This is a genomic window from Alteromonas sp. IB21 (assembly GCF_016405965.1).
Lineage (GTDB): Bacteria > Pseudomonadota > Gammaproteobacteria > Enterobacterales > Alteromonadaceae > Alteromonas.
Genome location: NZ_JAEFCD010000002.1, coordinates 243,679 through 255,908, shown reverse-complemented (window position 1 = coordinate 255,908; position 12,230 = coordinate 243,679). Strand labels below are relative to the sequence as shown.

Below are 12,230 nucleotides of genomic sequence, written 5' to 3'. Positions count from 1 at the left end.
AGCCCTTCCCCTCACGTTCGACCTAAGTCAATTCAGTACACAGATTTCACGTTCAAAACTGTTGGGTTTAACAACCTGACTGTTTGTAATCCGTTTTTTGACGCGCAAACCTTTTAATGGTTCCATTGTACGCGTAAAATGCCCGCCAATATTGAATGTACAGTTTATTTAAGAGTGTGACTTACAAATGAAAGATTGGCAAACAGCGCTGGCTGAGATTAAACGGGGCGTAGATGAAATACTTCCCGAAGAGGATTTAATTGAAAAACTAAAATCCGGCAAAACCCTAACCATTAAAGCGGGTTTTGATCCAACTGCGCCTGATTTGCATCTTGGTCACACTGTATTGATCAATAAGCTGCGTACATTTCAGCAACTTGGCCACAAGGTTGTTTTTCTTATTGGCGATTTTACTGGCCTTATTGGTGATCCTACAGGTAAAAATGTCACACGCAAGCCCTTAAGTAAAGAACAGGTATTAGAAAACGCGAAAACGTATCAAGAACAAGTGTTCAAGATCCTTGATGAAGATAAAACGGAAATACGTTTTAACTCAGAATGGATGGACAAACTGGGCGCAGCAGGCATGATCAAACTCGCTGCGAGCCAAACGGTTGCGCGTATGCTAGAGCGTGACGACTTTAAAAAGCGTTATACCAACGGTCAGCCTATCGCTATTCATGAGTTCTTGTATCCGCTGGTGCAAGGCTGGGACTCCGTCGCGCTTGAATCAGACGTTGAATTAGGCGGTACTGATCAGCGCTTTAACCTGCTTATGGGTCGTGAGCTTCAAAAAGAGCAGGGTCAAAAGCAGCAGTCTATTGTGATGGTGCCGCTACTAGAAGGTCTTGACGGCGTTCAGAAGATGTCAAAATCTTTGAACAACTACATTGGTATCACAGACGCGCCAAACGATATGTTCGGTAAAGTGATGTCTATTTCTGATGATTTGATGTGGCGTTACTACGACCTTCTAAGCTTCCGTCCATTAGAAGAGATAGCTGAGCTTAAATCTCGTGTTGCTAGCGGTGAAAACCCTCGTGATATTAAAATCATGTTGGCGAAAGAAATTATTGCACGCTTCCATGACGATGCTGCAGCTGAAGGCGCGCATCAAGATTTTATTCAACGCTTCCAAAAAAATGCTATTCCCGACGACATGCCTGAGCTTGAAATTGCATTAAGCGACGAAGGCATTGCCATTGGTAACTTGTTAAAAGAAGCGGAGCTTGTTGGGTCAACGTCAGACGCTATGCGCATGATTAAACAAGGCGCAGTTAAAATTAACGGCGACAAAGTGGAAGATACCCGTTTAGTTATTACCGAAAAAGGTGAAAACGTATACCAAGTAGGTAAACGTAAGTTTGCGCGCATTACGCTAGCCTAATATTTTTCGGAAATGTTTTGAAAGCCCGCTTATTTGAGCGGGTTTTTTTGCCTTATTAGACGACATGAAATAGCTGAAAGCTGTAGTCTCAGCCTTATAATTCAAGAATAGGAACGAAGCCCCCATAGATAAGGCGCTTACCGTCGAAAGGCATGGGGTTTTCGCTATTGTTCATTCTAGGGTCTTCCATCACCTTCTGCCATGCGGTATCGCGCACTTCTTTTGATGGCCAAAACGCAATTGAAAACACCACGGTTTCATTTTCTTTAGCTTTTACAGCTAGGGGAAAAGACGTTACCTCGCCAACGGGCACATCGTCACCCCAAGCTTCAAGAATTTTAGTGGCACTATACTCTTTAAAAATATTGCCGGCGATTTTGGCGTGCTCAATGTATAACGCTTTATTTTCAGTGGGAACGGCTACAGCAAAGGCATCGATATATGACATGAGGTGACTCCGTCAAAGAAAAGTGTTCTAACATAGCCTAAATTATAGACAGTATGCAATGTAAACGTTGCTAGCGTTCTGCAAATTTCGCCCATTGATAAAGGCCATGCAGGGCGAGCCTTCTCCCTTTTGTAAAAGGGTAGGTTTTAAGTGGCGAACAATAAAGGGGAAGGGATAAATCGACGTCACAGGTACCGAGCATACGTTGAGCGAGTCGTTGCCCAGCAAATGCGGCAAAAGAAACCCCCGAGCCGCAGTATCCCATGGCATAACCGACAGTAAAGTCAGAGCCGTTTGCACTTTTGCCGCCGGCCTCATTGTCGACGAAAATTCTTGGCATACTGTCTAATGACACACTCACCCAGCCACTCCAGAAATAATCCATAGTAATACCGCTAAGCGAAGGGAAGCTTTTTACCATGGCGTTATAGAGACGCTGCCTCTCTGAGGAGTTGTCGGCACCTTTTCCATTTACCGCTCCACGGCCACCGAATAGTAGGCGTCCGTCGGGCAATACACGATAATAGTATTTCATCATTCGTGTATCCATAAAGCTCATTGGCGCAGTTAGGCCAGACTGCGCACGCTGTTCCTTATTCATTGGCGCAGTGACAAAGATGCTCGACTGAACGGGGAACTGCTTATTATCTACGGCGTCGTGAAAGCGTTTCGGGGTATAAGCGTTAGTGGCAATTAGTATGTGTTTGGCTGATACAGAGCCGTTTGGGGTTGTGACTACATATCCTGTCTTGTGCTTCTCAATACGGATGGCAGGAGAGTCATAGTAAAGCGTCGCGCCAAGTGCTTTTGCTAATCGCGCATACTCGCTTACCAGTTTTAACGGGTGTAAACACGCTCCGTTAACTTCAACTCCCCCGTAGGCCCCCTTGATGCCGAAGCGAGAGGTTAGATCTTCTTGACTAAGTAATGTACTTGCTACTTTGAAATGAGATTCATGGTGCTTTGCACTGTCACTCAGTAGTTTGGCTTGCTTAGGACTGTGAGCGAGTTTCAAATAGGGCCCTTTAACGAGGTCTACGTGCATATCAAAGTCTGCGATACGTTGATTGAGTAGACTTACCGCGCCATCAAATTCAGCCTGCATACCCTTAGCAACCGCATATCCCCATCTATTTTCGATGGCACTCAACGATAGGCGGCCGCTACCAGAAAGAATGAAACCGCCATTGCGACCTGCGCAGCCAAAACCCAATGAATTGGCGTCGAGCAGCGTTACCTGTTGATTAGCCTCAGCAAGTGTTATTGCAGCCGATAGCCCAGTGTATCCCCCTCCAATAACAAGGTAGTCTGAACTTATATTTTTACTTAATGGTGGCAGTGTTTCAGGTTTGTGAGTGGCATGCCAGTAGCTTTCAGCTGGGGGCAGAGAAGGTGAAACGCCGTGGGAAACTAAAGGGTCGTAAGGCATAAGAAAAAAATAGTAAATACCAGATAAAGCTTAAAATTCAAGAAGCATTTCTGCGCCTTCACATTCGCAGTATTCTGTACATACAGGGCAGTTGTAGCCTTCATGAATAGAAGCATCGCGCCATTTGTTGGGGTGTTTTTTTATTAGCTGCCCGCCATTTTTGGTGAAATACTTAAAAGCGCTATTGCCAGGGCTGGCCAGCCAAATGTGTGCTAATCCCGCATCTGCGCCTTGTGTCTTTGCACATTCAATAGACTGACGCAGTAATTCGCTCCCAATTCCTTTACCTTGCATGTCGGGATCAACGGTGTTGCACTTAAAGTAGCATACATTTTCAGCTGTCGCAGGCCACAAAGATGGCGTGCACCATTCGTCGCTTTGCCATTGGTTGTGAGCAAAGGTTAAACGAAAACCAACCACGTTATCTTGATTCAGCGCCACCCAGCTAGCGTTGATATCGCCTACAAAGCTTTTTGCATAATAATCGGCTAGTAAATCATTGGTAAGATAGTTGTCGCCATGCACCTTATTCCCCAGTGAAATTACACCAGCAAAGTGGATGGGCGAGAGTGGCGCATAGGTTATATCACATTGCGCCAAAACGGTTTGATGCATAGGGTCTGACGTCATGACTTCTCTTTGCTTGGCGTATGCTTTATCCCGTCCAAGTGAACATCCAGCGCCTCTACGGATATGAGTATTTCTCTCACTGACATCCACAGTGAATAAAGTAATGAAACTAAGCTTGCAGCGAAAACCCAATTGCCTACCTTCTGGTAAGTAAGATAGATGGCTAGCATGGAGACGACACAAAGAAAAAAACTTCCAACGCCTGCTATTTGCATGCGTTTAATGAGTTGAATGCGCAAACGCAGGTTTTTAATTTGAGCCTGAGTATTATCGTCCCGCTCTTCTTTTGAAAAATTTCTGATTATCGTGGCGAGCGTTAAAAAACGATTTGTATAGGCCAAAAGTAGCAATGAAATTGCTGGAAACAACATGGCTGGGGTAGCGATATCTATTTTCATAAGAGGGTTATACAATCGAAGAATAACAAGAGTGTATCACACGCTGTTATCAACACACAGCATACAGCGTCTTGGGCAATGTGTGCTTGATTAAGGCGCGTTGAGCAACACCAATAAGCATTAGTACGCAGAAACAACCGCGTACACAAGGGCCAATAGAAACTACATTCTATCGACCGTCATTCCTGCTGCACTCCACCCCAACATATCGCCTTCCAAATGCATGACTTCAGAAAAGTCGAGGTCTTCTAATACTTTCATAGCGAGTTTGGCTCTTCTGCCCGAGCGACAATAAATGATGATAGGCTTATTCTTGTGATTTTCTAATTCGCTAAGGTAATCGTTGATGTTCTCATGGGGCATATTGACGGCCCCTGGTATATGACCATCTGCGAATTCTTGGGGAGAACGCACGTCGATAAGTAGCCAGTCTTTATTCGCAACGCGTTCAATGAGGTAAGGCGAGGCAGCGACAGATGCTTGTGAGGTCGCTTTTGCAGAGCATTGAAGCGATGTAAAAAGTACAACACCAACAATAACAATAACAAGAAAAAACACAACGGCTATTCGCATGTTAGAAAAACTCTCACTCTCACTTCAATATTAGACTTAAGTATAGCGTTTATGCAGATTAGTTTATACCTTCACACAGCAATTTTAGTTCATTTATTAAACGCAATGAAAAGCGGCTGGTAACGTCAGGATCTACAACGAGCAACGGTGCGTCTAAGAAGGCTCTGTGCTTGTCCCAAAAAACGTCAAGATCTGCGCGTGTATTCTTTGACGCAGCCACTAATGCGTGAGGTTGCCTCATTAAAACATCTTTTACGCTAACCTGTGGATAGTCGACAGGACTATCGTTAAACAACGTTTGGGCTCCGCATACATTAAGCAGTTTATTCGGCCACGCTCCCGGCCCGATAGACATAAGCGGCACCGTCCATGAATAATAGAATACGGGTTTATTGGTGGTCTTTGCGTATTTCTCTTTTAGGGCGTTGAGTTCGTTTGTAAATTTATCTGTTAGTGCGGTGGCACGTTTTCTTGTACCAGTCAGTTCGGCGAGTCTGTTTATTTCTTCGGGAATGTCTTCCAAATTTTCAACGTTACTGCTAAAAACCTTAATCCCTAAAGAGGAGAGTTTGTGAATATCTTGCGGCTTATTTCCCCCATCCCAAGCGAGGATTAGATCGGGTTCAAGGGCTATTATTGTTGCTATATCAGCACCTTGATAGTCCGCTACGCGAAGAATAGCTTTGGCTTTCTCTGGAAAGTCACTGTAATCACTCACGCCCACAAGGTTATCGCCAAGCCCCAGACTAAAGGCCCATTCAGTTAAGTGGGGGGCTAGGCTAACGATCTTCAATGAAGAGTCGGAGGTTAGCGTTATATCTTCATACTGGAAGCTACTTGAATTCGCCGCGTGTGAGCTGGTGTTAAGCAATGCTGCCAAAAAACACGCATATAAACCGCAAACACGCAGCGCAGAGCGAAATAAATTTAACACTTTGATTTGTACTAAGTTGCTAATCATCTGACGCATTATTACTTTTCTCACCGTTCAACTAACCTTATGAAGTACCCGATACATTTTATCACTGTGTCACGACTCAAATGATCACCGGCAGGACATTGATTGTTATCACCCATCAACATGTGGGGGCTAAACGAGGGCTGCTGCCAACAATACAAGCGAAGCTACGGCGGTTGTTACTAGCATTGCATACGTAATGATAGACTTGGCAGCAATCATGTTTGAGTATTTTACATCGCATTCGCCCCCGACTCGGGTGTAACGATACTTTTTATTTGCGTAGATAGCCGGCCCTCCAAGCTTTATATTGAGCACGCCGCCCAGTAATGCAAGAAGTAGCGAGGTTTTATCTTTTACAGGTGAACGTTTTACGGCACTCAACCCCTTGATTGGATGACTAACAAGAAGAGTTATAAATCCACCAAACAAGGCAGGTGGAAAGGAAAGTAAATACACGAGCTTTCGCACAGGTCGGGCAAAATAAACCATTTTTGGCGTGCGATAATGCCATTGCCACGACGTAAGTAGCAGTAAACGGTAAATGAGTGCACCAATTGGGCCAGTGACTAGATAGTAGAAGATGACACCGCAGTAAAGATAAAGAAATTTCAGCCATAGTGACTCAATAGCGGCTTTAGCAATGCCAATATCAGACAATGAATCACATTGCCTCGCGGTTATTGTTTGCACCATCTCTCTTGCAAGAGATTTTTTATTTCTACCAACACTTGTCAACACCCTTTTATATTGTTGGCGCTGATAGCCAAAATCGAGTAGCGCAATAAGTATGATGGCCTCGAAGAAAACAGGGTATTGCGCCATATAGACCAAAATGGCAACACAAATTACAAACGGAGCAAGCAGGACAAGCGCGGCGAGAGAGCCTGAAATATAATGCTGGCTAGGGCCATAGTCGCGCGATGGTACGACTTTGCGCCCCATCTGTTGAACAAGGTAGCGCATTAGTGTTAACGGGTGAGTACTTTGGGGCCAGCGCCACAGTGCATCAACGGCAACTGCCAACCAAAGTACTAATAGCGACTGATATCTAGGGTCGCTAATAATGTCTGTCATCTTATTTTGCGAGTGCTTTTATCATCGCCATTACAAGCTGTGCTGAATTTTTGGCAGCAGTGTCTAAATATTCTTTGAAGCTAACCGATGATGTTTTTCCAGCAATGTCCGACAGCGAACGAATCACAAGAAATGGCGTGTCAAGCATGTAGCAAGTTTGGCCTATAGCGACGCCTTCCATTTCAACTGCTTTCATATCAGGAAAGTTTTTACGTAGCTCTGCTACTGCTTCATCGCTACCGATAAATGCATCGCCAGTACAAATCAAGCCAGTTGTCGATTGAAGCGATGTGATGGTTGCCGCAGCATTATGTGCTGCTTCCATCAGTGTAGTATCACAACGAAAATCTTCAGGCATACCGGCACACTGGCCTAGCTTATAACCAAAATGAGTAAGGTCGGCATCATGGTGAATGACGTGGCTAGCAATAACCAAGTCGCCAATATTGAGGGTTTTATCAAAGCCACCGGCTGAACCGGTATTAACCACAGCATCGGGAGCATATTGCTCAATAAGTACCGTGGTGGCAAGGGCGGCAGCAACTTTACCAATCCCGCATTTTACTAGCACAACGTCTAGGTCGTTAAGTGTGCCTTCGTAAAACGTAAGGTGCTTCCACTGAGTTTCTTTTACATCGCAAAGTGACGCTTTAAGTAGCGCAACTTCTTCGTCCATTGCACCTAAAATACCAATTTTTTTCATAACTATACCGACGATGTTGAGGGGATTTAACGCGTGAATACGCTCTTTAATAGCTTAATTGTATAAGGAAATCTTTAAAACTGACAGAAAAACGCCTTTGTTACTGCTATTTGAGAGTAAGAAAATAGCAATGCAACAAAGGCTAGGGGAAGTTAGGCTTGTTAGATTAAGCCGCCGCAGGTCTGCTTGAACGGATTGGGCGAGTTGGTCGTTTTGTCGGTTCAGGGTTATGCGTCGGCAACTGAGCCATTTTCTGTTGTAGGCGACGGTATGGAATGAGTTTATTTTCTACGCATTCTCGAATGTCATCTACCGTATAGCCAGATTTCACTTTAATTCTTGCGTGAGGAAGACCAGCAGCGTCGAGCGCTCCTGTTACGAACCAGTCTTTTTGAGATTTATAACCTTCTTTACCTTGGCTGTGAACAAGATCAATAGCCATAACCGGGCTCATGTCGTGTTTGTTCACTAAAACAAAATCAAGTTGACGACTAGATGCTCTGCTTAACGCTTGACTAGCCGTTTTTTTGTTAGTCGATTGACGGACGGCAATGAGGTCGTTAAGGCGCACGCGGCACACAATTCTAAACTCTCTTCCCACCGCCTGCTCGATAAGATTTAAGAACGTATGTTCAACAGGCGTGAATAACTGTGGCTTTCGTCTGAATGGAAACGCGACCCCGCCATCTGACAATTTTATGGCACCTAGCGCAACTACAATAAGTAACATCATTAGAATAATTGCCAATTCCATCGTAACCCTCGCAAATATCAAAAAAAATAAAAGCCCGTGACAGTTCGGTTAGTTAAGGTGCGCTCATTTTTTTAAGCTAACTCGGGCACCTTCGCTTTATCGGTGTCATAAAAATGACGCCAGGCACTGTCACAGTGTTGTACTTATTGAAATTGCAAGCCAGATGCCAACATGAGTAGGTTTACGCGGCTTTTTAAACAGAGAGATTATTTGCTGTTGGATGTAACCAGAATATCGACTTGAGATCCGGTTTTATCGGGGCTTATTATTACCCTTAACGCCTTATTTTCAGAAGTGAGCAAGGTGCGACCGCTAATGGGGGAGTGAGCTTTTAGCGATGGGTGCGCAGCTTGATAGAAACTAAGCATCTCACTTGGGGAGACTGGAGAGTGATAAATCATTACCGCGGTCATGCTTTCGTCAAATGCTTGGCATTGTCTCGCATCATCAGAAATCTTAACCTGTTTAAAATCAGAAGGGCAAGACACTGTGCTTGGCGTTGTCTTTGAAGATAGCCCGTCTTGATGCTTGGTCTGGTTTTGGACTTGAGCATTTATTGAAGAATCTACTGAAATAGTATCAGCAAAGCATACATGACTCGCCGCTAAGGCTAATGCGAAACAAAGTACAGGTTTTCTGATGTTTACGTGCTTCATAGGTAAATTCTTTATCCAACGTGCGGTGCTTTTTATTTGTTTATATGATAGTAAAGACGTAATCCTCGTGCTTCAACTAAACCTTGGTCTATTAACGTATATCCGTCAGGTTTTCCGTATAGGTCTAGGTTTTATAGCATGACTTCTTCAACACCCCTTATCACGGGGAGTAAGGGGTAGTCAGCAATTGATATAGCGCATTCGTACCACTGTAAAAATTGCCTATACGCAGATTTTCGTTGGGGGCATGTTGATTATTATCAGCATTAACTAATGGAATAAGGATCACAGGTTTATTTAAGCGGGTTACAAGGGGAGCGGTGGGGACAGTACCGCCCATCATAGGGATAACAACGACCTTGCCCTCGCTCACGGACTGTAATGCCTTTTTGGCCCATACTCCAACGCTTTCATCAAGGGGTGTTTGGAGTGCTGCGGTACCTTGGGAGACCTCCATACGAATGAGTTTTTCATGTTTAAGGCGAACTTCTTTTGATGGCACCTCATCGACAATGTGATATCCCCTGGCCCTAACAAAGTCTTTTAATAGATTAACTTGTCGTGAAGAGTGGGCGTCTTTTGTTGTTCGAATATCGATAGATGCGGTGGCGTAAGAAGGGATGATAGTTCTTACGGCTGTCGTGCTGGCTGCACTTAATCCATTGATGTTTAAAGAGGGCAGGCTAATAGATTCATAATAATTGCTGCCGACAGACTCGGCCTTTACTACACCAAGGCGCGCCAGTAGCGCCTTTTCATCGATGGGTATTTCTCGAAGCACGTTTTTTATTTCTTCTGGCAAAGGTGAATCTCCATAGTAATTCGGAATCGTCACCATGCCATTTTCGTTTTTCATGCCAGCTAAAAGAGAAGAAAGCATAAAAGCAGGATTTTGAATGTAGTTACCAAAGTGACCGCTGTGACTATCGGAAATAGGCCCATAAGTCGTCAGTTTTACAAGCGTAGCACCACGATGTCCAAATACTACGGTTGGGGCATTAGACGGATGCATAGGCCCGTCTAGCATTACTACTGCATCAGCAGATAGCAGGTTTTTATTCTTTTCAATAACTGTTGCCAGTAAAGGGCTACCGCCTTCTTCATTTGAATCTAGCAGTACCTTGACATTAACCGACGGAGAAGTTTGGTTTAACGACAATGTGTGAAGCGCGGCAAGCAGCATCATAATGGGCGCTTTATCATCTGAGGCCGAGCGCGCGAATATTCGCCAGTTAGGATTATATTGATTTTTTAGTAGTGACAGAGGCTTTTCGACCCATGTGCCATTTTCTTCTACTTTAAGCACTGGCTGCCACGGGCTTTCTTGTTCCCAAACCTCTGGGTTAACCGGTTGACCATCCATATGAGCATAGAAGAGAACGGTAGGGGCATCCTCACCAGCCAACATGTAATCAGCATAAACCATAGGCATCCCCTCATTGTCGAGAAGCTGGGTATTAACGCCATATTCACTGTATTTCGCAACCGTCCATTCAGCGACCTTTCTAATATCAGCAGCAGACTGCGTGGCTACATTGGGTAGCGTAAGGTATTCCAAATACTCATTAAAGACGTCCGAAGTTGCCGTTTCGGTGAGCGAGCGGTGGTCATCCGCTTTTGAATAGAGAGAAAAAGAAACGAAAGCCAATCCGTAAACAAGTAATAAACGCACGCCCATGATGTCATCCTTTCAATATATGCTTGTAGCTACTGTAAAGCGTATCTCGTTAGTTTTAAACAAAAAAAAGCTCGATAGTTAGACTATCGAGCTTTCTGTTAACAGACATTTAAGCGCAACTTAAACGCCAATATAGTCCATGATACCTTCGGCAGCTTTACGGCCTTCGTCGATGGCAGTAACAACAAGATCACTACCTCGCACCATATCACCACCGGCAAATACCTGGGGATGGGAGGTTTGGAACGCAAATTTACCCGCTGAAGGAGCGCGTACGCGCCCTTTTTCATCAAGCATAATGCCGAAGTCACCAAACCATGGTGCAGGGCTAGGCTGGAAGCCGAAAGCGATAATAACCGCGTCTGCTTCAAGCACGTGCTCTGAACCTTCCACTTCAACAGGACGGCGACGACCATTGGCATCCGGTGGGCCCATTTCTGTCTTAACGAGCTTAACGCCACAAGCTTTGCCATTCTCATCGACAGCGATATCTAACGGTTGAAGGTTAAATTTAAACTCTACACCTTCTTCCTTTGCGTTAACCACTTCACGGCGCGAGCCCGGCATACTTTCTTCGTCACGACGATAAGCACAGGTTACTTGCGCAGCGCCCTGACGAATAGATGTCCGTACGCAGTCCATCGTAGTATCACCACCACCGAGCACAACAACCCGTTTGCCTTTCATATCGATGAAATCAGCAGGGTCTTTTTCAAGGCCCATTACGCGGTTAGTATTTGCGATAAGAAACGGCAGCGCCTCGTAAACACCTTCGACATGTTCGTTGTCAAAACCGCCTTGCATCGACTTGTAGGTACCCATGCCTAGGAAAACAGCATCGTATTTATCAAGCAAGTCTTGGAACTGGATGTCTTTGCCGATTTCAGTGTTAAGTACAAACTCAACACCCATTTCGGTAAATATTTGGCGGCGCAGTTTGATCACGTCTTTCTCTAGTTTGAAAGAAGGGATACCAAACGTGAGTAGGCCGCCAATTTCTTCATACTTATCGTAAACAACAGGTTTAACACCGTTACGTACCAGAATATCCGCACATGCAAGGCCAGCTGGGCCTGCGCCTACAATCGCCACTTTCTTGTCGGTCCATACTACGTCAGACATGTCTGGGCGCCAGCCCATCTTAAACGCGGTATCGGTAATGTACTTTTCAATACTACCAATGGTTACAGCACCAAAGTCGTCATTAAGCGTACATGCACCTTCGCACAGTCTGTCTTGTGGACAAACGCGACCACAGACTTCTGGCAAGCTGTTAGTTTTATGCGAAAGCTCCGCGGCTTCTAAAATTCGACCTTCGTTAGCTAAGCTCAACCACTGAGGAATGTAGTTGTGCACTGGACACTTCCATTCACAATAAGGGTTACCGCAGTCCAAGCAGCGGTCTGCTTGGCCTTCGGTTTGAGATTGGCTGAGCGGCTGATAAATTTCCGCGAACTCATGTTTTCGTACCATGATCGGCTTTTTCGGCGGATCGATACGTTCAACATCGACAAATTGATATACGTTCTTTGCCATAAA

Annotated in this window: 13 protein-coding genes; 1 reads left to right on the top strand and 12 read right to left on the bottom strand. The window is 44.8% G+C overall.

Features of this window, described 5'->3' with window-relative positions; genetic code table 11:
• Positions 1-187: 187 nt before the first annotated feature.
• Complete coding sequence (tyrS, locus tag JC525_RS02880) at positions 188-1,387, top strand: tyrosine--tRNA ligase (protein WP_198814334.1); 1,200 nt, start codon at positions 188-190, stop codon at positions 1,385-1,387.
• A gap of 94 nt (positions 1,388-1,481) precedes the next feature.
• Here the strand turns inward: tyrS and JC525_RS02875 are convergent, their stop codons facing one another.
• The 12 genes from JC525_RS02875 to JC525_RS02820 form a co-directional block, all read right to left on the bottom strand.
• Complete coding sequence (locus JC525_RS02875; RefSeq protein WP_198814332.1) at positions 1,482-1,835, bottom strand: DUF1428 domain-containing protein; 354 nt, start codon at positions 1,833-1,835, stop codon at positions 1,482-1,484.
• A gap of 70 nt (positions 1,836-1,905) precedes the next feature.
• Positions 1,906-3,264: an FAD-dependent oxidoreductase gene (locus JC525_RS02870; RefSeq protein WP_198814330.1), complete on the bottom strand. Its 1,359-nt coding sequence runs from the start codon at positions 3,262-3,264 to the stop codon at positions 1,906-1,908.
• 30 nt (positions 3,265-3,294) lie between these two features.
• Positions 3,295-3,894, bottom strand: coding sequence for a GNAT family N-acetyltransferase (locus JC525_RS02865; RefSeq protein WP_233094907.1), 600 nt, complete (start codon positions 3,892-3,894; stop codon positions 3,295-3,297).
• Positions 3,891-4,292, bottom strand: a complete 402-nt coding sequence (locus tag JC525_RS02860) for a DUF2721 domain-containing protein (protein ID WP_198814328.1) — start codon at positions 4,290-4,292, stop codon at positions 3,891-3,893. Before JC525_RS02860 ends, JC525_RS02865 begins: the two co-directional genes overlap by 4 nt.
• Positions 4,293-4,454: 162 nt before the next feature.
• Positions 4,455-4,865, bottom strand: coding sequence for a rhodanese-like domain-containing protein (locus tag JC525_RS02855; protein ID WP_198814326.1), 411 nt, complete (start codon positions 4,863-4,865; stop codon positions 4,455-4,457).
• A 58-nt stretch (positions 4,866-4,923) separates the two neighbouring features.
• Complete coding sequence (locus tag JC525_RS02850) at positions 4,924-5,835, bottom strand: cobalamin-binding protein (protein ID WP_198814324.1); 912 nt, start codon at positions 5,833-5,835, stop codon at positions 4,924-4,926.
• A 120-nt stretch (positions 5,836-5,955) separates the two neighbouring features.
• Positions 5,956-6,900 (bottom strand): cobalamin biosynthesis protein CobD/CbiB, encoded by a 945-nt coding sequence (locus JC525_RS02845; protein WP_198814322.1) that lies wholly within the window; start codon positions 6,898-6,900, stop codon positions 5,956-5,958.
• Position 6,901: 1 nt separating this feature from the next.
• On the bottom strand, positions 6,902-7,603 hold the full coding sequence (locus JC525_RS02840; RefSeq protein WP_198814320.1) for a 5'-methylthioadenosine/adenosylhomocysteine nucleosidase: 702 nt from the start codon (positions 7,601-7,603) through the stop codon (positions 6,902-6,904).
• A gap of 166 nt (positions 7,604-7,769) precedes the next feature.
• The gene (locus tag JC525_RS02835) at positions 7,770-8,357 is read right to left on the bottom strand and encodes a DUF2726 domain-containing protein (protein WP_198814318.1); all 588 of its coding nucleotides are present in this window, start codon (positions 8,355-8,357) and stop codon (positions 7,770-7,772) included.
• A 206-nt stretch (positions 8,358-8,563) separates the two neighbouring features.
• Complete coding sequence (locus tag JC525_RS02830) at positions 8,564-9,013, bottom strand: hypothetical protein (RefSeq protein WP_198814316.1); 450 nt, start codon at positions 9,011-9,013, stop codon at positions 8,564-8,566.
• A gap of 160 nt (positions 9,014-9,173) precedes the next feature.
• Entirely contained in the window at positions 9,174-10,691 is a 1,518-nt protein-coding gene (locus JC525_RS02825; RefSeq protein WP_198814315.1) for a M20/M25/M40 family metallo-hydrolase, read from the bottom strand.
• A 120-nt stretch (positions 10,692-10,811) separates the two neighbouring features.
• Complete coding sequence (locus JC525_RS02820) at positions 10,812-12,227, bottom strand: FAD-dependent oxidoreductase (protein WP_198814313.1); 1,416 nt, start codon at positions 12,225-12,227, stop codon at positions 10,812-10,814.
• Positions 12,228-12,230 lie beyond the last annotated feature (3 nt).